Origin of the sequence: Pyrobaculum ferrireducens (assembly GCF_000234805.1) — an archaeon.
GTDB classification, from domain to species: Archaea; Thermoproteota; Thermoprotei; order Thermoproteales; family Thermoproteaceae; genus Pyrobaculum; species Pyrobaculum ferrireducens.
This window is the reverse complement of sequence record NC_016645.1, coordinates 742,173-762,029: the sequence shown is the minus strand read 5'-3', so window position 1 is coordinate 762,029 and position 19,857 is coordinate 742,173. Positions and strand designations below refer to the sequence as shown.

Below are 19,857 nucleotides of genomic sequence, written 5' to 3'. Positions count from 1 at the left end.
CAGACAAGTAACGTGTAGTAATTCAGCACAACCATCTCGGCAACCAGAAATCAAAAGATAGTTGAAACAATCATTGCCTCAGATATGCCGGCCCACCGGAGTTGCCCGGCCCAGAAATCAAAAGATAGTTGAAACGCGATAAAGATATAGCCATACGCAAGACAGCCGAACCTCTCGCCAACCAGAAATCAAAAGATAGTTGAAACTACGTCACCTTGACCTGCGCCTGCTGTGCGGCGCCGCCTACGGCCAGAAATCAAAAGATAGTTGAAACATGATAGGCGAGATGAGGCCGGCCGCTAAAATGCTCGACCGCCGAGGTGATCATAGGCGTGGTGTATCAGCACGGCACGTAGTATCGACTATCGATACAAAAAATTTAGCTTTTAGTCGAAGTAAAAAATAATACCGATGTTGTTAGCAAGCCATGCGAATAGCTAGAAATAACTATATATCGGTGATATACGGCGTAGTTGTAGGGCTGTTGTTGATAGAGATATCGTTGGTATTGGCAACTCCGTTTGCCGCGCAGAGCTGGTATCCGTTCTTCACGGTGGTTGCGTCCGCCGGCTATAAGACTATCTATCCAGGTCCTGCCCTGATCGCGGCCATGTTGGCGCTCGGGGTGGCCTCGGCCTTCGTCGTGCCCAGGAGGTACTACGGCGTCTTCGTCGTGGTGTTAATCATAGCCGCTGTAGTAGCCATAGCGATCCTAGGCTCCCTCGCCTCCTGCGCTACTTGTAAGTGGTGGTTCTGTAGCAAGGTGCTGAGTTGCGGCTTGGAGGTGGGGTGGCTCTACGTAAAGAATATATGCCTCTGCTATAGCCCGTAAATGCTCAGCTTTTTCCTCTACCATCTTAAATACATATTTATGGATATTTATTTTATAATTTTATTAATATTAATGATGTTTGTTATGATTACTACAGAAGTCTTTTTTGGTTTTATTCAAATGGAGAGTTCAGCCTATTTCCTATTAATATACATACTGTGCGTCTACGCGGAGAGGAGGATATCCGGGCCTCTGCCGGCTATCTTCAGCGCCAGGGGCCTCTCGGCGACCGCGGCGGTGACGTATTCGGCGTCGTTGCCCGTCTTGTTGACGGCGGCGTGGAGATCGCCGACGCTTCTCGTCGCCCCTCTCCTAGCGGCCTTACGTAGGAGGCCCGCGCTCCTCGTGGCGTCTCTGATCGCCGTTGCGCCCCTCCTGCCTGTAGGCGTTGCCGCCGTGGCCGTATTCGAGGCGCTGGCGAGGGCTAGGCTTATCACCACGATGGGCCGGGGAGCCTTGCGCATGTCGACGTTGCATCCCGTAGCGAAGGCTCTTCTCGCGGCGGCGTTCATGGCGGTTTACTTAACAGTCGGCGGCGCGGCCAATATCTCCATAAGGGGTCTATCCCAGTTCGCCGCAACGTCGCCTCCTCCCATGACGCCCGTCCAGCTGGCCGCCTTGGCTTTGTTCCTCCTGGCGTCCTACGGCTTGATCTTCGGCGCGTCTTTAGACACTTATTTGGACAGCCGCCTGCGTATATATCATCTCCTCAAGGGCCGCCCCTCGGCGAAGCCGATCGTCACGTTTTTCTGGCTCCTAGCCGTATCGCTCCCCGTGTGCCTATTCAAGGAGTGCGACGTGTTTACCCACACGGCGTTTATTGCGTTGTGGACGGCGTCTATATGGTCGTTGAAGCCGGATATCTTCAGGAACGAGGACGCCGTTGCGTTGTTGCTGGCCCTCTTCGTCGCCGGGTATCTGTCGCATTACCCTCAGCTCCTCGCCGCCGCGGCCCTTCTTCCTATCCTCCCCAAGCTTTCCGAGGAGATCCGCCATGTACTTAGCTCCGGCCAATAACGTCGTTGGGTTCCTCTCCGCCCTCAGCAGGCTCATGTTAAAAAACGCCGTGTTTAGGGCTTATCTGGCGCTGGGAGCGACGGCGATAGCTCTGTGCTTCCTCCTCGCCTCTTGTCGGACCTATTGCCTTATATCTATAGAGGTCTTCCTCGCGCCGTTTGCGTATATCTACGTCCACGAGACGGCGCAGTACATCGCCCTGGGCGTAGACGTGGAGCTGAGGCTGGAGAAAGGCTACGTGGTCTTGGAGCCCCGCGGAAACCCTAAGCGGCCGCGCGGAGCTGTGGTCGCGGGCGCCCTCGCGCCGACTGTTGTCGGGCTCGCGTCCCTGCCCTACGCGCCTTTGTTCTCGCTGATAGTTTTATTATCCGTGGCGCTCACGTTGGCCAGATATGTTGGAGGCTAGAGGCCTAGTCGTCGGCTATGACAAGCCCTTGACAAAGCCCTTGGACTTTAAGCTGGCTAAGGGCGAGTCGATAGTCTTCTACGGGCCTAACGGCGTCGGCAAGACGACTTTGGCCAAAACAATAGCCTCTCTGCTGAAACCGCTCGGCGGCTCCGTGCTCCTAGACGGCGTGCCTGTCCCAAGGGCTAGGGACTATATATTCTTCCTGCCGGAGGTCGTGGATCTGCCGGATGGTTAAGGCTTTCGAATACGTGGAGGCGCTTGCGTCGTTCTACGGAGCTGAGGACTCGGCCGAGGAGACCCTCGAACTGGCAGGCGTGTCTGGGCGCTTGCCGTTGGGCAAGATGTCGCAGGGGATGAAGAGGTTGGTCCAGCTGGCCGCCGCATTGGCGGTCGCGCCCAAGGTCAAGTTGCTCGTCTTGGACGATCCCTACGTCAGCGTATCCCCTGAGAGATCCGCCGAGCTCCACGACGAGTTGTTGAGAAGGTCGAGGGACGGCGTGTTGGTCCTGACGGCGCGCGTCCCCCTGAAGGCGACTCTGCAGGTCGACTTCTTGTCTTTAAAGCCGTGAGGTCGGTCGCAAGCGCGGTCTTCATGGCCTTCTGGACATTTGCCGACATAGTCTTGAGGATGGACGAGTTGCGCCACGCTCTTGAGAGGCTCATACTCGAGGAGGCCCAGCGGCTGGGGCAACCGGTCTTGGTGAGGGAGTCCGTCGACGCGACTTGGAGCTTCTTCGTGCCCACTGCCGTGTTCGCGTCGTTTTTCATACAGCTGGCGGTGTACGCGGCTTGGAGTCTAGCCTTCAAGATAGGGGGATGTAGGCGGGGCTTCGCGACCGCCTTGGTCGTAGTAGCCGTGTTGACGGCCGCGTTGTGGCTCCTCGTACTGCCCGCGGTCTTCTTCATGGGATTGCCGATAGAACAGCCGTTGATGTACCTAGCTCTAAACGCCGGCCTCGCCTTTATAAAATACTCCGAATGCCCCAAGACGCGGCTTGGCTAGGTATTGCGTCATCACGATCCCGGCCGCCGTCGTTGAGGATGCACAGATCGGCCTAGGGCCGGCTGAAGACGGCCCGTGGAGATAGACGACGAGGGAGGTCTAGAAAACGCGCGGCCGCCCGATCCCGGCGGTACCCTTGGCTAGCGGGGACCAGGCTATGAGCGCTATCCCGTTCCTCCTAAGGTAGGGCGGGAGCTCCTTGTCGGCGTCTCTCTCCAGCAGATTGTAGCGGATCTGACTCGTCGCTATGTCGGTGTTGGAGAGGCACTGCCTGCCGGCCTCCAGCCAACTGGCCAGAAATCAAAAGTTAGAACATTAACAACGAGGAGTGTCAGTAGTTGCGCCTCGCAGAAATAGTTGAGACTTTCCTCCTCACAGCTGTGGAAAAAATTTAAATGCTCTATGCCAGAAACCAGAATGTAGTTGAAACAGATGATATCTCGGGCCGGCACAGAGGGGTGAAGAGTCTGCAGGAAGGCAGAGGATAGTTGAGACGTTCTCGTTCGCGGGGACGCAGGTTTATAGATCTAGTTGAGGCGATAGATGGGTGATGACAGTCCCCCTTAACGATGTATTAGTGACGACGATCTCCTCCCCACCGTGGTCCCGCTGACTGGTAGTCAAAAGGTGGTTGAAACGCCCTCCCTGAGTTCTGTTTTTGCCTGGCGTGCCACCTCGGAAGAGCCAGCTGTAGAGCGCCGCGGCGTTCCGAGAGGCCGAGAGCCTGTCGAGAGGAATTGACGGCATACGCGGCAGAGGCGCGGGCTTCTAGATCAATCGCCTTCCGACTTGGGCTGGACGTGGGGAGGCGCACAACCCGGCGGAGCCCCTCCATAGGGGGCCGCCTGCGTCTCCTATCCGCCGCCTCCGGCAGTGTCCGCATCTTGCCTCGTTGCCGAAAAGAGCCGGCCCGGCCTCTATGGGGACTGTTGGGAGATACGGCAAGGCCCTCAGGGCTCTGCCTCTAGCCGCCGGGGGACGGGTACCGCGGAGGGGATAGTGGAGGCCCTCGCCGAGCGGCTCGGCGTGCCGAAGCCCAGAGCGGCCCCTCTCGACGAGTGCTCTGTAGGGGGATGGCAGGTGTCTACGAGCCCGGCCTCAAAAGGATTAGCTACAAGCCCCCCTTCTGCACCTATGGCCGTCGAGATGGGGGTCATGCAACAGGGCGCGTGGAGGCCGAGGGAGCTGAGGCCTCTCGAGATCTCAGCCGCTGTGAGGGCCCCGCCGAGGGTCCTAGGGGTGTGGGAGGAGGAGGAAAAGCCCAGGGTTAGGGAGCTCGACGAGAGCCTTGCCTAGCTGAATGCCGACGTGGAGGAACTCTCGCCGAGGTATACGCTCGGCGTTAGCCGCGGGGCGCGAGGGAGGCGGACGCGCCCACTACGAAGTACCGACGACGCGGCGGTTAACGACGGCTACCGCAGAGTGGCGTAAAGATCTGGGCTTGCAGGTGCGCGCCGAGTAGAAGCCGAGGCGCCTCAGCGCCGCGAGGCCTACGGGGGGTGACAGTGCTTATATCACTGACGAACGCCGCGGCGCAACAAAGGCGGGCGCTAGAGAGGCCGCGAGGAGGGGGGAGCATATGAAGAAGGCGCCTGGCATGAGGGGTGGCGCCGCTGGAGGTGCCGGAATCAGGACGAGGAGGAGGGCGGTATCTGACAGAAACAGCGATCTAAGTCGAGCTCTCAGCAGGGGCCGGGGCGGCGCGGCTGTTCCTCGAGCCTTTGCCGTCGGCCGCCCTTCGGTGTGAGGCGCGTCGCCGGGGGCCGGGGTTTCTAAACAGGCCTCGCCGCCGCCTCCTCTGGGGCTATGAGTTTGATGTTGATTCTCTCAGCCATGGCTTTGATGTAGCTTGGGTTTCTGTCGCTGATATACGGCGTTATGACTAAAACCGCGTTGACTGGCCTTCCGGTGGTTTTTGTATATAGTTCAGTTTTCCGCTTTACGGCAAGCAAATCCCCCCTCCTCAGACTAGAGGCGATCTCCACGGCGATTACAGCGCCGTCTTTTATAACTACGTCGAGCTCCACCTCGCTGGGGTATCCGTAGACGTACCCGTCTGCGTCGTAGTACAGCCGCTTCTCCACCGCGTAGCCAGCCGCGCGCAGAAGCTCCCTCACCCCCTCTCTAAAGGCGTCTTCGCTGAGGACCCCCCAGCGGGCGCCGAGCGCGTCTACTCTTAGAGATATTTGGCTAACAGTTTTTTCCAGCGCATCTAGTCTCAGAGATATCTGATCAACGCTTTTTCTCAACTCGTCTAAAGCTCTCTTCAGCTCATCTATATCTTGTCTAGCGGCTTTTCTCAATTCATCTATATCTTGTCTAGTAGCCAGGTTCTGCCACGGGGCCAGCTGGGCCAGGGCCTTGTAAATTATCTCAGGTCTGGAGACCAGCACCTCTGCTAGTATATCTGGGTTCTCCATCAATACCCTCTTGACCTCCTCGGCAAGAGACACGGAGTTGCTTACGCCTAGATTTAAAAATGCTTCTAGGCCCCGCCCCGGCGGACCTGCCGCTGTACACAGCGGGTTGCCGCCGTTGTCTATGTGCCTCTAAAATCAATAACGGCGTTCGTTGGGATGTGATAGTTGAAACGTCAGTGAGATGCACAAGCCCGCTTTGAGTCGGGGTTTGAAATTAAAAGTGAAACAGCTGATGCGCCTCTCTGCGGCGGCTGTCCGCACTACGGCCAGATGTCAATAGCCTCCAGGTAGCTGGAGGTTGTGGTTGTGTGCCGGGACGGCCCTCAGCCCCGCGGCCCGCGGCGTGGGTGTGGGGCGCCTCGGCGCGGTGTGCCAAGTGTCCCCCTCCCCCGCCAATCCGCCTTCTCCGTTACACGGGTTGTGGTGGGCTTATCTCATGAAGTAGCGACATGATGGCGGTGTTTAGCGCCAGGTATACAGGATATACGGTTGCTGTGAGGGCTACTCCGCGTCTCCAGCTGTTTAGGTAGTGGCGCATGGCGTAGGCTAGAAACGCGGAGGCCAGTGCATGGGACCACGGGCCTAGGGCTACTGCGGCAACGGCGGCGGTTGTGTAGACGCTTGAGGACAAGGCGCCGAGGTTGAAGACGCCGCGGTCTGTGAAGGCGGGGCCTGCCAATCTGCGGATTAAGGGCTTCGCTACGTATGCCAGTGAGATGGAGAACGCGAGGAGGCTAGCGAAGACGGCTGGGAGCGTGATGTAGATAATGTCCTGAGGCAAGAGGTAGTACTTGCAGGTTATTATGGATAGAGAGGCCAGGGCGCCCGCTAGGGGGAATTCAAGCCTCCAGTGGGCGCCGATGGGGTCTCCTGTGGTGAGGGTGATGTCTCTGCGCGAGGTGTGGGTGAGCCTAGACCAGAGGGGGGCCCTCCGCGGCTCCTCTACGCCGTACCTCAGCTTGAGAAAGGCTTTGAGGCGCTCGTACGCCGCGGGCCCCAGGGCGCGCCATGTGTAGGCGTCGGCGGCTGTCTCCAGCGCCCTTATGAAGACTAGGAAGCCGACGGCGAGCGCCAAAACAGCCGTGGGGTAGACCGGCGTGTTCCATATGCCGTGTCTTATCATGATACCCGTGAGGAGGAGCGCGGCCAGGAGGTACAGCTGGAGCTTCATGGGGTGTCTGTTCTTCGCGTGGTACTCTTCGTGTAGCCTAATCATCTCTAGCACGGCGGGGTCCTCTCCGCCGATTAGTACAAACGACTTTGTCCCGAGCCCAAAGGTGAAGCCGCCGTAGGCTACTCCTCTCTCGACATGTAGATAGCCGCCGTCTACTCTGCCCACGCCGGCCAGCCGCCTACTGTAAACAATGTCCACGACCTTCATCAATGACAGATACACTAATACTGAAATTGCAACGTATAGAAAATCGCCGAGATCTCCGACGTCTAGTAAACCACCTATATACAACTCACCTAATAGCCATGTCGCACCTATCAAAAGTACTGATGTGAGGAATACTCCGCCGAACAGCGCCGAGAGGATTTTATTTTCCGTCTTTTTTATAGATAGGTAAAGCCTTGCAGCGGCTAAGACGAGGCCAGGTACGTAATACGCAACAATAGGCACCTCCATAAGCAACTGTCCTAGAGTAGTGTAGCCGCTTACGTAAATTACAGCACCAGCTACTAATAAAATAGGGAATAACCTATCGAGATACCATGTAATCCCCCTCTTACTATTCATTAAATAAGAATTTTTAGTTGTTTAAAATTTTACTGATATGTCTACACAGTAGCCTGCCCGCCTCGCAGACGGCGTAGACGCCGCCCTCTGAGAGGCGTCCGCGGTCTCGGAGCCGTCTCCCGCCCACGCCAGGCCTAGCTCTCGCTGGACCCCGCGGCTCTGATTAGTATCTGTATACGAGAACCCCCTTTCCCTTTGCGTATTTTTCCACGTCGTCTCCTATCCTTACGCCGGCGAGGATGGCTACTGCGGGCTTGCCGTAGGCGCCTCGGGCCGCCTCAGCCTTCCTAGCCACGGCGTCGACGTCCCTCCTCCTCGCCCTAGTCTTCACCTCCACCACGTAGACAGATCTATCCGTCTCCACGAGGAGGTCGATATCCAAGCCGTCCACGCGGGCGTTCCGCCTTCTCGACAGCACCACCTCCCCCCTAGCCCTAACCTCCTCTCTAAGATCCTCCCAGACGTAGCGGGAGAGAGTGGCCTCTGTTAGAGAGTCCACACTATCCTCGACGTTAGATACGCGTTTTTCTAGACTAGATACACGATTTTCTAGACTAGCTGTACGTGTCTCTAATGCAGATACCCTCGTCTTCAAGTCGGCGACTTGAGTTTTCAACTCTCCGAGTTCTGTGGTGACTTGTGTAAATCCGGCTTTGGTGTAGTCTGCCAGCGCCTTCAACGCCTCGGCGACTGCCTTCATCTCGTAGCTACGGGCTTCTGCCAGGGCCTTCTTGACGGCTCTCTCCACCACCTCCTCAAGCGTCTTCAAATCCACAGACACGGACATATACCGGAGCCGCTTTTTAAAATTAGCCCGGCTCCGTATCTACATGGGCCTCCGCGCGTCTCTGCGTATGTGCGGATGCGGCGTGGGTGGGCGCGCTTCTGGGTGCGCTTTGCATGTTGCGTGACATTCTGCGAGGGCGCCGGGTCCTCTCGTCTGCGTGGTCGTAATTAGCGACCACCGCGGCGGAGGTTGCCGGGTGGAGATGCGCCAGCTGGTGGGAGGTCTCTGCGAGCTGGCCGCCGACTGGGGGCCCGCTACCTCGGGACGTAGCGGCGGGTCTGGCGCTGGGGGCGGGTAGAGCACGTAGAGGGCTGTGTAGAGCGGCGGGGGCCCTACTTGTTGCCGTCTTTGTCGTCAGCTCTACGGGGTGGCTTGTGTCCGATGGGGGTTGTCTTTAAATAGCGAATTGCATGTAGAGCCGTGGATGTGATCTACAGCAGGACGTATATGGGGGGCTTTTCTTCATACTTCTTCGTGGGAGTGGTAGCCTCCGGTTAACTACACCGGGAATTTGGGGGTAAAGGGCTGGTCTTACTACGCCGAGGCGCCTAGCGTCCGGGTGGTGGACGCGGTGCTCATTGTGAGGAGGTCTGAGGGGGCGCCGTCTGCGGTGGTTATGGGGCAGGCCGAGGTGATTGTGGGGCTCGACGAGGTGGGGCGCATAATCAACCTCGAGATTGACTTCACCGCCTTTACTAGATCGACAGGGAGGAGGCTCTGCGGATACTGCGCTCGGCTAGATGGTAAAGTCGCTAAAGGCAGAGGTGAGGGAGGTGAAGCCGGCCGTTGCGGAGTTCACAGTACAGCCGTTTGGTTGGTATTAAGCTTCACCCCATTGATTTTACAATTTACCAGGTTGGAGGGGGCTACTTGGTTAATATATTGGCGAAGCAATACATGGGAGTTGAGGTGAGGTATTTCGGCGGGGTCCCGTGCGCGCCTGTGCTCCCTCGCATAGTTGTGGGGCTTGAGCGCTCCGAGCTAGGCACAGCGCGGCTTGAGGTGGGGAGCGACGTCACAGATGTCTACATGTAGTCAAAGTTATGCCAGCTCCGAATGCCTCCGATATTGAGGGGTTGCCTTGTGTAAACGTGCAGTGGGTTCACGGCATCAGAGTGTAGCCACGAAGTTGATGTAGAACATCTCTCAGCGGAGTCACCTTCGGCATCTGGCTGAGCACCTCCAGTGGAGGCTGTACCTAACACCGAGAGAGGTAGATAAAGTCAATGAATCCGTTTTAGGGCCCTTTGGCGCCGGCATCGCGCTGAACTACGGCACGTTGCGACAGGGCAGTAGATATACTCTGTGTCTAGACATTTGGTGTCGACACCACAGCGCCAGGGTATTTGGTTGTGGAAAAACAGAGACATGTACGCTTACCAGAACCGCGTATCCAAACCCCAACTGCAAGCCAAAATACACCTTTCAGCTGTACTGAGGCTAGTCCTCTGGGGGGTGGTAGTGGAGCCACTTCATCGCCGCCAGCCACATGGTCCACCAAAACGCCGCCTCCCACGCCGCCCTCGCCACGGGCGCCGCCACGTCGCGGGCGAATTTGTCGAAGGCGCGCCTAAGCGCGGCGGCCGCCTCCGGGTTTGAGCGCCACTGCTTAAGGACGGGCTTGGCGGCTTTTGTCCACCTGTAGCGGTTCCCCTCCCTCTTCAAGTAGCCCTTCTCCACAAGCCATTCGAGGATGAGCTCCACCCTTTCCCTCGGCATCTCCGTTAGGTAGGCGATGAGGGGCGGGTGCGCCCCCATGCCCGCCAGCGCGAGGACGAGGAAGTCCTCCAGCTCCAGCCGCGGCGCCGCCACGTATTTCTGTACACGGCTACTTATATGTTTTATGTTGCCCCCGCCGCCCCGCAACGTGGTTTGTGGCGTCGAGCACTACAGATTCCAACGGATCTCGAACTGCGCCGCTGGTGGAGCAGGCTCTACATCTAGTTGCCGACACTAGTTGATATTGGTATGGATCTTGTATGAGCTCTTCAGGGAAGTCTATCTTTAGTTCTTATTATCGCTCCATATCCTAGTTGTGAGAAGAGGCCAACTGCTTTATATTTACATTTTATTTTTACTACGGTTCCAGGTGGGAGGGCGTAGTAGAGTGGTCTCCTTCTGTTGCATACCTCACTGTAGCCGAGCCCCATTGGCTCGGCGACAATTTTGAATGTGTCGCCAGTGTAGATGCCGCGTATCTCTTCGACGCATTCAAGGCCGGGTGTTGGACCCTTTGGGTGGCCTGCCGTTCTTGCATAGCCGTCTTCTGGCTGGAAAAGGAGGGGAGTCAGCACTATGGCATCTTCGCTCTTTTTGGATTCACCTTCCGGTTTTTCTCCTCTTATGTCTACTGGTTTTTCTCTTAACTCTATCTGGGCTAGTCTGCCTTCTCCTCCGAGTCTGTAGACCCCTTTGTAGTTTTGATCTGTGGGGATTGCCATGTTTACGACGTAGCGTATCTCTGATGCAAGGGGGTAGCCTACATATGTGGCTCCGTAGAGGTAGCCGTATCTGGGGGTTTTGGACGTCGGGTCTAGGGCTATGCCTGGCTTTATGTTGACTGTTGCTTTCTTGATTTTGATTTTTGAGTTTTCTCCTGCGGCATTATCGATGTATTTCTCCATTTCTCCTCTAGGTACAAAATATCCTCCCTCGATAGGTATATGTGGGATTTTTTCTATGTATACTACTGGCCCCCAAATGAGGGGTCTGTCTACCCCCTCTATTGTGGGTGTTAGTTCTTCTCCCGTCAATTCTCTATATGTGGTTTTGAGATCTTCTAGTGGACGGTTGCAGGGTTTTGGCTTGTTGTAGTAGTTGATGCCTTTTATAGAGGCGAGGAGGCCTAATATTGTCGAGGGCGGGGGCGCCGTGAAGGCAGCGTCTCTGCCGGCGAGGTCTATGCCGGGGATCTGCGTCTTGCCGAAGTGGAGCGGCTCCAGCGGCTTGATTACAAGCACCAGCGTCTTTTGATTGCTTGTCATGGGTATCTTCTGAGTATGGCCAGTGCTTTCATTATTTCGTCTCCCAGTGGGGTTCTGCCCTCTTTCTTTGCCTCTGCCGCTACATCTGCGTATTTCCATGCGGCGGCTTTTTTGAGGTTTCTACTGAGCGTGTATTCGTAAATTTTGACGAGGGCTTCTTCGTCGAGTAATTTCTCCGTCACGTCGCCGAATGTAGCTATGTAGTCAGACGGGGCGTTGCCGCTGAGTTCTCCGCCGATCATCATCCCCCACATTTTTCTTAGATATTTTATGTATGTGCCTACTCTATTTCTTGAATCTATTAGTGGGAGGTATGCAGAGGTGTTGGTTCTCGAGTCGCTTATCACCAGCGTATCTTTTCTAACTTCTCTGCCGCCCAGCAACCAGGTGGTTTTTTTCGCTTCTTTTAACAGTTCTAATGTTTTCGATATCTCGCCGCCCATATGGTCGAGCACGTTGACGTATCTGACTGATATGCTTCTGCCAGTCACCACTACCGCAGGTATGGCGTATTGGCCTATTCTGTGGAAGCCTCCGTCACCCCAGTAATTACGCCTCATCGTTTCGGCTACGTGTAGCGAGGCGTCCACAGACGCTAGGGCTAGTACGTCGTCTCCACCCGCGTACACGGTCATACCCTCGTAGATTTTTTCCACTTTGTATATATCTTTAAGTGCAGTTATCATAAGCGAAAGCGAGAGGGCGGCATAGTATGTTGGTGAAACTAGTATTTTTCCATTGGTCAATTCCTCGAGGGCGTTTAGCAATTTCAGCAGGTCTGTGAAGAATTCTTTTACATCTCTGCTATCGCTGTGATCTGCGAGTTGTATCAACAACTGTTTATATGACGTGGTTGGGATGTTTCCAGTGTAGACTTTGCGTATGTCGTCTGCGTCGGCTTTTATCACAGCGTAGGTATCTCTTAACTCTAGTAGTGCATATAATTGTGTAGCGCCATAAAATCTACTAATTTTGGTTGCCGTATCTTTATCCACATACTTTTCTACAGACTCTGCGCATTTTCTAAACAGGCGCCGTATCTCTTCTATTGGGCCGTAGGCCAGGATATCCCGGCCTCTTTTCTGTTCGATGTATTTGACTGCGACGTTGCATTCTCTAGTTTGCGTATTTTTGAGGAGGGGAGATATCTCTCTATATATCCTCCTGGTATACCATCCAATGGCTACGTCCTCGGTTGTGTCAAATTTCGGACGTAGGGTTGTTGAAAGATAAAGTAATCTTTTGAGGAGACATAGGGGGCCTAGAGCCTCGCCAGGCTTGAAGATTTTTTGTAGCTCGTCAACGTTGCCGTCTATATTAAGCCTCTTTATTGTCTCGTCGTCGTAAGAGACTACGGGAACACCGTCTTTTACTTTCCACGCCTTGCCGAATTTTACGACTGCCGGCTCTCGTAGGCAAGTGGTGCAGAATATCCAGCCTGGCGCATCTGTGAATTTCTGGTAGTCCATCAGTGGTTGGCCGTCTAGTGTAAACCAAGTTCTGCCGACAGGTAGCATTGTTGTATTTATGAGTTGTCTAAGGGCTTCTTTAGTTACTACATGGAAGAGTAGATATTTAGATATCATGTCCTCGTCTATTTTTTTAGAATCTGATTTTTGTTCTTTAAAGTTTTTAAGGAATTTAAGGAATTTTTGATATGTTTCTTTATTAATATTATCTATTGTTTCTTTACTTTGACCTGTTATAATATTTTGGAACTCGGTATATAGCTTTTCTATATCTATAATTACTATTCGTGGAATTAATAATTGTTCAAAGAGATGTGGTTGGATTTCGTATAGTATGGATTTTACGGGTTTTAGAATATTCTCATCTATTTGACTTTTCCATGTTTCTATGAATTTTTTAACTATTTCATCAGTACATTCTATGTTTCTTTCTTCTCCTAGCACTAGTCCATGTATTATGCACCGATATGCTTGGTTAAAGTTTTGTAGTATTTCTTCTTCTAGTTTCTCAACATTTTCTTTTTTTGGTAGTGCGAGAGTGATTGTAGGTGGAATAATTGCGTGTCTCAGTAGATAACTTAGTTTTACTCCGTTTTTTGCCCCCACAGCCATCGCTATAACGTCTTCGTATAGTTGGATTAGCTTGTCCGCTATCTGCTTCTTGTTTTCTTTTTCAAGCCAGAGTCTAAGGAATTCGTAGTAGAACGGGTTGAATCTGGCCGTGGGGGTAAGCAAGATGTCGGGTCCGTAGGACTTGATATAGCTCCACGCCGTAAGCCACATCAAGGCAGAGACTAGCCAGCTACCTGCCCAGAAGTCTCCTGCCTTTCTCGACGCCTCTAAAATTTTTGAGACGCCGGGTGTGTCTATCACGACGTAATAGCCCTTGGGCATGAGCGAGAAAGGCCGTGAGGCCGTATCTTCGGTGTTCTGCCGGTCCCGTGAGGCCGTATCTTCGGTGTTCTGCCGATCTTCCCACAGCCAGTTAACTGTCATGGCGGCGGCGTAGAGGTGGTCAAAGATTGTGTGTGTAGGCACGCGGGTCTCTGCTAAGGGTGGAGGTAGGTCCTCCTTTATCCACGCCAGCTCAGCCGATGCATAGACTAAGTGGTACACAAGCTCTATGTTGTCAACGCCATTTGTTAATCCGCTGATGCGGGCCACCCATTTTTTAATTCTATCACATAGTACTTTTTCATCAGGATTTTTTACATAAATTACGTAATTAGATGGAGAGAATATATTGTGTAGATTGTAGTATTCAAATACTATATTTTTAATGATATTTTTTGAGTCAAGTATAAATATTATATTGCTAATCCAGCGATCAAATGAAGATGAGTAGTGGTCAGCTTCTTTGGCAAGTTGTAGTAGGGGCTCTTTGAGATACTCATGTGCTCTGCCATTTAGAAAGCTGTCGAAAATTTTCAGAGCATCTCTTTCATGTCCCCGTAACTTATGTTGCTCAGCCCAGCTTTCTATGTTGGTATCGGCATCTAGGCATCTTTTTCCGTCTTTTAGAATCCAGACCTTGTGTGGGGGATCGTGGAGGAGGGTCCACAGCTTTGCTAGGAAAAACTCGGTTAGTGATTTCATGGCTGTCTTGTCTATTAAAATATTTAAATGTACGGTTTCATTAGATTATGCAAGCTTTAGCGCTGTTTGTATACGCCCTATCGCCTCTGCATGTGGGAGTGGGCCGAGCTGAGGGAGCTCATGTGGATCTGCCTGTTCAGAGAGATGAGTTTGAATTACCCGTGATTTGGGCGTCTTCGCTCAAGGGTGCTTTGAAGTCGCATGCATACAAGAGGGGGGCGGGGAATGACGTTCGCTTAGTGTTTGGTAGGGAGCCGGGGGAGCGGCCAGACTCCATCTCCGGCGTTACGCTACTTGACGCCAGGCTCCTCCTCATGCCCGCAAGATCGCTGAGGGGTGTCTGGATATACGTTACCACACCTCATTTGTTAAGACTTTTTACAACATATGCCGAGGTGTATAAGGGTGGTGAGAGGGAAGGCTTTAAAGATGCTGTGGAGAACGCGCAAAAGCTTATCAATAATAGCATTAAAAACAAGGCGTTAGTATCCTCTAAGGATTACGTTGACAATGGGAAGATTTTTCTTAACGAGGTAGAGGTTGAGGCTTCTGTTGACCCCGTGGTGGAGGCCTTTGCTAATGCGTTGAGGAACCTGGGGATCCAGTTGCCGAAGTTTGATATTGCTGTTGTTGGCGACGACTTAAGCCGCGAGGTGATTGATAGATCGCTCTTGGTTCAGTACAGGGTGAGGCTGAATAGGGAGACTAAGACGGTGGCTGAGGGGGGTTTGTGGAGCGAGGAGTATGTGCCGCAGTTTACTCTTTTCCATTCGGCGGTGGTTTGTAGAGATGTTGGGGATAGAACAGCTGATAAGGTATGTGCATTGTTTAACAACCTTCTAGGCGGTAACCCTGCTGTGCTTTGGGTGGGGGGGAAGGAGACTATTGGTAAGGGTCTGGTGAGAATATGGATCAAATAGACTTTGCCGTTGAGTGTACTAAGGCTGTCGCTGAGGTTAAGTCGAGAGATATCCAGTCGCGCTACGCGAGTAGGGCTCGCTCTTTGATCTCAGATCTCTATGTGCTGGGTCCTGCATATGTCGTTGCCGTGGCCGCCGCCAGATCTTCTAAAGATGCTGTAGAGCTAGGGTTGCGTGCCGAGAGCTGTAGAGAGGTTGTGGAAGGTGTGATGAACGCTAGGGAGGGGCCTGAGTGGAAGGCGTATGCGCTGTATGGCGCTGTGCTTCTCTACACGATGAAGAAGGTGGGAGTAGTTAGCTCCACGTCTTTTGAGGATGTTTTAATGGAGTTGAAGCGACCAAGCTCCGCGCTGAAGTCTAGGGAGGTGGCTAGGTGGATTAAGTTGCTGGCTGAGGCGTATTTCAAGTGATGTCTGCGGTATTTAGGCTTACTATTGCAACGCCGATGTCTCTTGGGTGGTACAAACCTGAGGTGCTTGACAGGTGGTTCTATATCAGGCCGCCGTCTGTAAAGGGTCTTTGGAGGTGGTGGGCTCGGGCCTTCGTCGCCGGGGTCATGTACGAAATGGGGTGTCTAGCGGGCAGGAGCGGTAAGGATGTGCTGTTAGTTCCCACATCGAGAGAGGCTGAGGCGGTATCTAGGGTGGTGGGCACTGTGATGGGTCTAGGATATGCTGGCGAAAAGGCGGCAATGGCATCCAAATTCGCGTTGGATATCAGGGTGTTAAGGGAGCCCTCTATAGACCGTACCAAGGGTAAGGTGCGGGTGAGGGAGTATTGGGCGGATGTGCATAGGTTCGCTTATTTAACCCGCAAAAAGCCGCCAATAGAGTACGCTGTGGGGGGCGATTTTGAGCTGGAGGTAAGTGGAGGCGGCCCGCCGCAAGCTCTTGAGGTTCTGTTGGTTGCGTTGACGCTTGAGGGTCTGGGGAAGGGAGGGCGGAAGGGGCTTGGCTCTATTGACGTCACAGCGGTGTACCGCTTCCGCCTTGCCCGTGATTTAAAACAACTAGTGGAGGACGTGAGGGGGTGGCTTAGGAGGTGGATATCTCCGTGTTCTGGCAAACGTCCTCCGTTTCCGCCTATGCCAGCTGTCGCAGAGGGTGTGGCGGAGATCTACCGCGTAGAGGGGTTAAATTTCTCTCATTTACACGACTTCTTTTTGCGGTCGCATAGGGCCCGCGTGCTGAAGGGCAATTACGCCATTCCGGATGAGCTTAGGGAGAGGCTCTTGGCGTGGGTTCTTGGCCTTCCGCGGAAAGAGGAGAAGACAGAGACGGGCTATGGGATTAAGGGCGATGTCAAGAGACGTGCGTCGACTTTTATTGTCTCCTTCCACAACAACCATGTGACGGGTAGAGGCGGCTATCTTACTGTGATTAGATCAGCCGACTGGCCTACGGCGCTGGAGTGGACAGGTGGCGGTGATCAGCAGATTAATATAGACTTTGAGAAAGTTTCTGAGGCGTATGATACAGCTTTGTCCGAGTTCCGGGAGTATGTGGAGAAGCTTGGTGGGAGTATGAGTAGGCTATGGCCGTGAGCAACGTTAGTGGGAGATACTTTAACTGTTCTGGCGCGTATAATATTACATCTTGTGTCGTGTTGGGTTTTCTCAAGGCGAGTGGCGGCGGGAGTGTGGCTATTGCAGAATTTTCGAGGGATACTGTGTTGTATATCTACGAGAATCCCCCCAGCTGGCCTTCTCCAAAAGACGTGGAGAAATATGTGGAGGAGCTCTACGAGTCTGCTAAGGCGGTATTCAAAAACGTTGCTATTTTGCGATTTACGTTAAGGACTCCGCTAACGATTCACACAAAGTGGCCGTACCTGCCCTTAGAGATTGGGCTAGCTATCCATCCCCTGTTGAATGTGCCTTATATCCCGGGTAGCTCGCTTAAGGGTCTGCTGAGCCACCATATTGATAAGGCGTGTGGATTAGATGCGGTGGAGCTGTTCGGCGATGCGGAGCATAAGGGCATGCTTGTCGTATTCGACGCATATCCCGTGAAGTGGGAAAAGGTTATGGAGCCGGATATCATTACGCCCCATTACCGAGAAGTGGAGGGGGAAATCTCTGAGGTGGAGGCGAGCCCTACTCCGCTGGTTTACCCCACGGTGCCGCCAGGTGTGGAGTTTGCTTTCATCATTGCCGCGGATGCCGATGTAGGGTGTATCGCGGAGCTTCAGCAGAGAATAGCTGACGCGTTAGCAAGAGGCGTGGGGGCTAGGACTTCGTTAGGATACGGAAGATTTAAATTTAAATTCTAAATATATAACGTGGTGAGAATTAAGGCTCAGGGAACGTATAAAAATTTCTCAACGGAGGTTGTAGGTAATAAGATATTACTTTTCGGACCAAATGGCGGGGGTAAATCTACCTTTATCCACCTGGTGCTCCGTGCGCTTTATGAAGGTTTGGAACTTGGATCTACGAGAAATTGGGATTTCTTAAAGTCGCCGGGGGAGTTAGGTAGTGAGTGGGAGGTGGTGGTTGAGCTGGACGGAGGTGGCGTAGTAACGTGCATGTATAGCGTGGGGCGGATTAAGTGCGAGGGGCCGCGTCGGCGGCTCGGAGTCGGATACGTGGGTCCTTGTGATGCTGTTTCGACGCGGTTGGGAGATCCGCTGGATTTGTGTAAGGGGACTGTTGAGATTAAAGATCCGTCGCTAGCTGAGTACCTGGAGGAGAATTGGAACGTCACCACGGTGGACAAGGTATATGGCGACAAGGCGAAGCAGGGGGATATATGGATTGAGATGAGGGACCTCGCGTATGGGTACAAGAGGGCGCTTGGAATAGTTGCTACGTCTTATGACGTTGATTTGTTAGCTATAGAGGCTTTTGAAGCCGGGTTACACTACGACTTGGCTACAACGCTTATCAAATTCCTCTCGAAGATAAGAGCATGGGTATTGATGGAAACTCATTTGGCAATAACTGTGAAGACTGCGCTTGTAGAGGGCTGGTCTGTGTATTACGTCTATGACGGCGGTTTCAGCCGCGTGTCTTCTCTAGACGATTTGAGGCGTGTGGCTGAGGTGGAGCTGTCGGTGTAGTGGTTATGCACAGGCTGGGAGGGTGCGAGGCTTGTGTGCTGGATAAATCGACGGTGAATCGGGGCTGTCCTTATGGCTGTGGTCAGATTTATGATAAGGCGCCAGAATGGGTTGTGAAAGTGGGGAGGGGTAGGTATGTCTTGGTGGAGTGCAAGTGTAAGATTGGGACACGTGTAATGGGGGATAAGGGAGAGAGGCACTCGTTGCTGGTAGAAGTGGAGAATAAGTTTAATAATATTAAGAGCTATCTATCTGTGAAGGGGAGATTAGAGTACGGGGTTGCTATGCCGTATGTTAGCGATAGTCTTAGGAGGGAACTGGAAAGGAAGAGAATTCGGTTGTATAGATGTTGTGAAGAGCCTTGTGGTGTGTGTAAGGTATGCTCTTAGCGTTTTGTAGGGGGGGCTGTCCCGATCTGGGGGAGGATTTTCTAGTGAGGAGGAGAGAGGTTGGCGGCTACGAGGCTGTGTCTATTACCTTGAGGAAGTACTGGCTTGATGAGGATTTTGAGGTGTATGGGGGGTGTCTAGCTGTGGCTGAGGGTGCCTACTCGCCTGAGCGTGCGTTTGAGTTGCTGAGAGGTTTTGTGGATAGGGCGGTGGCGGCGGTGGCAAGCCCCTCGCCGTTTTTAAAAGAGGATGTTTTTGGAGACAGTATATTTACAGTGTGTGATTGGGTGTGGGTTAGGGACGTTTCTGAGACGCCTACGCCGGTGAGAGAGCTTCTGTGCGCCGATGCCGATGTCGCGGTTTATTTAGATAGTCCGTGGAGATGTGGGGAGGTTGTGGAGGGGAGGGTGTGGGAGGATGCTCTGGGGGGCCGCTTGACTCGTTGTGTAGCTGATTCAGGTATGAGGTGTGGTGTGGGATCTAGGCGTGTTTCTTGACCTCTTTTATTTTGTATTTGCCGAAGCCTATGGCGCGGGATATGCCTACGCCTGTGGCTTGGCCTAGTTTTAGGAGGGCTAGCCAGGTTTCGACGTTGCCGTATATGGCGAGCTCCGCCTTGCCTATGTAGGCGGGGACTGCGCGGGCCTCTCCTATGCCGACGCGGACTGGCCTCACGGCGAAGTGGGTCAGCTCCAGCGCCGTGGGGGCGCGGTCGGCGAGCTGTTTGAGGTCTGTGCCGAATAGGTCTCTGTAGGTCTTGGTTAGGCTGTAGGCGATGCGCTGGGGGGAGGGGTAGAGGACGTCTCTGCCGTGGAACATGAAGGCCGTGGGGGCGAAGACCAGCTTGACGGTGGCGAATCCGTGGCCGTCGGGGAGGGCGGGCTCCAGCGCCGTGAGGGAGAGCTGCTCCGCCTCTAGGTGGCAGGGGGCCTCCGGGCGGGGGTTTTTGGACACCGCGGCGAGGAGGTAGTAGGCGTCTTGCTCAGACATCACCGCCCTTATGGCGAGTCTGGTGCCTGGCTCTAGGACGGCGGCTCTGCCGTCTACTCCGGTGAGGAGGGGCCTCCCGCCGACGTATATTGGGTGGGCGTATATCTTGTTTTTGGGCTCGGCTTCCCGCCTCGTGGTCTCCAGCAGGATTCTGTAGGCGGCCGACCCCGACCAGCCGGCCATTGGGCAGGGACCCTCCGCCCTCAGCCTCAGCTCGACGAGGCGCCACTCCGCCACGTA

At 53.9% G+C, this 19,857-nt stretch carries 24 protein-coding genes, 1 pseudogene and 1 CRISPR repeat array (1 of these 26 cut by a window edge); of the genes and pseudogenes, 17 read left to right on the top strand and 8 right to left on the bottom strand.

What is annotated here, in order from left to right; all coding sequences use genetic code 11:
- Window positions 1–274: direct repeats of the CRISPR family, unit length 25 nt; unit sequence CCAGAAATCAAAAGATAGTTGAAAC; it reaches 837 nt to the left of the window's first position.
- 153 nt (window positions 275–427) lie between these two features.
- The 6 genes from P186_RS04185 (at window position 428) to P186_RS04160 (ending at window position 3,261) form a co-directional block, all read left to right on the top strand.
- Window positions 428–832, top strand: a complete 405-nt coding sequence (locus P186_RS04185; RefSeq protein ID WP_014288165.1) for a hypothetical protein — start codon at window positions 428–430, stop codon at window positions 830–832.
- A gap of 84 nt (window positions 833–916) precedes the next feature.
- Complete coding sequence (locus P186_RS04180) at window positions 917–1,849, top strand: hypothetical protein (RefSeq protein ID WP_148682710.1); 933 nt, start codon at window positions 917–919, stop codon at window positions 1,847–1,849.
- Window positions 1,827–2,255, top strand: a complete 429-nt coding sequence (locus P186_RS04175; RefSeq protein WP_014288163.1) for a hypothetical protein — start codon at window positions 1,827–1,829, stop codon at window positions 2,253–2,255. The genes P186_RS04180 and P186_RS04175 overlap by 23 nt, the downstream gene beginning before the upstream one ends.
- Window positions 2,242–2,493, top strand: coding sequence for an ATP-binding cassette domain-containing protein (locus P186_RS04170; RefSeq protein WP_014288162.1), 252 nt, complete (start codon window positions 2,242–2,244; stop codon window positions 2,491–2,493). The genes P186_RS04175 and P186_RS04170 overlap by 14 nt, the downstream gene beginning before the upstream one ends.
- Entirely contained in the window at window positions 2,486–2,827 is a 342-nt protein-coding gene (locus tag P186_RS04165; RefSeq protein ID WP_014288161.1) for an AAA family ATPase, read from the top strand. The genes P186_RS04170 and P186_RS04165 overlap by 8 nt, the downstream gene beginning before the upstream one ends.
- Window positions 2,824–3,261, top strand: a complete 438-nt coding sequence (locus P186_RS04160) for a hypothetical protein (RefSeq protein ID WP_148682709.1) — start codon at window positions 2,824–2,826, stop codon at window positions 3,259–3,261. Before P186_RS04165 ends, P186_RS04160 begins: the two co-directional genes overlap by 4 nt.
- A 132-nt stretch (window positions 3,262–3,393) precedes the next feature.
- On the opposite strand, the pseudogene P186_RS04155 reads toward P186_RS04160, so the two are convergent.
- Window positions 3,394–3,546, bottom strand: a pseudogene (locus P186_RS04155) (aldo/keto reductase); the annotation flags it as partial.
- Window positions 3,547–4,260: 714 nt separating this feature from the next.
- Between P186_RS04155 and P186_RS04150 the strand changes: the two are divergent.
- A complete protein-coding gene (locus tag P186_RS04150) occupies window positions 4,261–4,557 on the top strand; it encodes a hypothetical protein (protein WP_148682708.1) in 297 nt (98 codons plus the stop codon).
- Between the two features lie 476 nt (window positions 4,558–5,033).
- On the opposite strand, the gene P186_RS04145 is transcribed toward P186_RS04150, so the two are convergent.
- The 3 genes from P186_RS04145 to P186_RS04135 form a co-directional block, all read right to left on the bottom strand.
- Window positions 5,034–5,714, bottom strand: coding sequence for a PD-(D/E)XK nuclease family protein (locus P186_RS04145; protein ID WP_014288157.1), 681 nt, complete (start codon window positions 5,712–5,714; stop codon window positions 5,034–5,036).
- A 376-nt stretch (window positions 5,715–6,090) separates the two neighbouring features.
- Window positions 6,091–7,422, bottom strand: coding sequence for a hypothetical protein (locus tag P186_RS04140; RefSeq protein ID WP_014288155.1), 1,332 nt, complete (start codon window positions 7,420–7,422; stop codon window positions 6,091–6,093).
- A 163-nt stretch (window positions 7,423–7,585) separates the two neighbouring features.
- Entirely contained in the window at window positions 7,586–8,203 is a 618-nt protein-coding gene (locus tag P186_RS04135) for a hypothetical protein (RefSeq protein WP_148682707.1), read from the bottom strand.
- Between the two features lie 163 nt (window positions 8,204–8,366).
- Here P186_RS04135 and P186_RS13780 point away from each other — a divergent pair, with 163 nt between their 5' ends.
- From P186_RS13780 to P186_RS13775, 3 genes are all read left to right on the top strand, one after another.
- A complete protein-coding gene (locus tag P186_RS13780) occupies window positions 8,367–8,507 on the top strand; it encodes a hypothetical protein (RefSeq protein WP_158307128.1) in 141 nt (46 codons plus the stop codon).
- A gap of 213 nt (window positions 8,508–8,720) precedes the next feature.
- Complete coding sequence (locus P186_RS04130) at window positions 8,721–9,122, top strand: hypothetical protein (protein ID WP_014288152.1); 402 nt, start codon at window positions 8,721–8,723, stop codon at window positions 9,120–9,122.
- Window positions 9,107–9,244: a hypothetical protein gene (locus tag P186_RS13775; RefSeq protein ID WP_014288151.1), complete on the top strand. Its 138-nt coding sequence runs from the start codon at window positions 9,107–9,109 to the stop codon at window positions 9,242–9,244. Before P186_RS04130 ends, P186_RS13775 begins: the two co-directional genes overlap by 16 nt.
- Window positions 9,245–9,649: 405 nt before the next feature.
- Here P186_RS13775 and P186_RS13770 read toward each other — a convergent pair whose 3' ends face one another.
- The 3 genes from P186_RS13770 to cas10 all read right to left on the bottom strand — a co-directional run bounded on the left by P186_RS13770 (window position 9,650) and on the right by cas10 (window position 14,258).
- Entirely contained in the window at window positions 9,650–10,021 is a 372-nt protein-coding gene (locus tag P186_RS13770; RefSeq protein ID WP_158307127.1) for a hypothetical protein, read from the bottom strand.
- Between the two features lie 176 nt (window positions 10,022–10,197).
- Window positions 10,198–11,169 carry a type III-B CRISPR module-associated Cmr3 family protein gene (locus tag P186_RS04120; RefSeq protein ID WP_158307126.1) on the bottom strand — a complete coding sequence of 324 codons (972 nt, stop codon included), beginning with the start codon at window positions 11,167–11,169 and terminating at the stop codon, window positions 10,198–10,200.
- Window positions 11,170–11,189: 20 nt separating this feature from the next.
- Entirely contained in the window at window positions 11,190–14,258 is a 3,069-nt protein-coding gene (cas10, locus tag P186_RS04115) for a type III-B CRISPR-associated protein Cas10/Cmr2 (protein ID WP_014288148.1), read from the bottom strand.
- Window positions 14,259–14,305: 47 nt separating this feature from the next.
- Here cas10 and cmr4 point away from each other — a divergent pair, with 47 nt between their 5' ends.
- The 7 genes from cmr4 (at window position 14,306) to P186_RS04080 (ending at window position 19,124) form a co-directional block, all read left to right on the top strand.
- Window positions 14,306–15,178 carry a type III-B CRISPR module RAMP protein Cmr4 gene (cmr4, locus tag P186_RS04110; protein ID WP_014288147.1) on the top strand — a complete coding sequence of 291 codons (873 nt, stop codon included), beginning with the start codon at window positions 14,306–14,308 and terminating at the stop codon, window positions 15,176–15,178.
- Complete coding sequence (locus tag P186_RS04105) at window positions 15,166–15,588, top strand: hypothetical protein (RefSeq protein ID WP_014288146.1); 423 nt, start codon at window positions 15,166–15,168, stop codon at window positions 15,586–15,588. Before cmr4 ends, P186_RS04105 begins: the two co-directional genes overlap by 13 nt.
- The gene (locus P186_RS04100) at window positions 15,588–16,721 is read left to right on the top strand and encodes an RAMP superfamily CRISPR-associated protein (RefSeq protein ID WP_014288145.1); all 1,134 of its coding nucleotides are present in this window, start codon (window positions 15,588–15,590) and stop codon (window positions 16,719–16,721) included. Before P186_RS04105 ends, P186_RS04100 begins: the two co-directional genes overlap by 1 nt.
- A 95-nt stretch (window positions 16,722–16,816) precedes the next feature.
- The gene (cmr6, locus tag P186_RS04095) at window positions 16,817–17,449 is read left to right on the top strand and encodes a type III-B CRISPR module RAMP protein Cmr6 (RefSeq protein WP_237179462.1); all 633 of its coding nucleotides are present in this window, start codon (window positions 16,817–16,819) and stop codon (window positions 17,447–17,449) included.
- A 147-nt stretch (window positions 17,450–17,596) separates the two neighbouring features.
- Window positions 17,597–18,238 carry an ATP-binding protein gene (locus P186_RS04090; protein ID WP_148682704.1) on the top strand — a complete coding sequence of 214 codons (642 nt, stop codon included), beginning with the start codon at window positions 17,597–17,599 and terminating at the stop codon, window positions 18,236–18,238.
- 113 nt (window positions 18,239–18,351) lie between these two features.
- Window positions 18,352–18,627: a hypothetical protein gene (locus P186_RS04085; RefSeq protein WP_014288142.1), complete on the top strand. Its 276-nt coding sequence runs from the start codon at window positions 18,352–18,354 to the stop codon at window positions 18,625–18,627.
- On the top strand, window positions 18,618–19,124 hold the full coding sequence (locus P186_RS04080) for a hypothetical protein (RefSeq protein ID WP_014288141.1): 507 nt from the start codon (window positions 18,618–18,620) through the stop codon (window positions 19,122–19,124). Before P186_RS04085 ends, P186_RS04080 begins: the two co-directional genes overlap by 10 nt.
- Here the strand turns inward: P186_RS04080 and cas6 are convergent.
- The gene (gene cas6 / locus P186_RS04075; RefSeq protein WP_237179461.1) at window positions 19,108–19,854 is read right to left on the bottom strand and encodes a CRISPR system precrRNA processing endoribonuclease RAMP protein Cas6; all 747 of its coding nucleotides are present in this window, start codon (window positions 19,852–19,854) and stop codon (window positions 19,108–19,110) included. The two genes, P186_RS04080 and cas6, sit on opposite strands and share 17 nt — an antisense overlap.
- Between the last annotated feature and the right edge of the window lie 3 nt (window positions 19,855–19,857).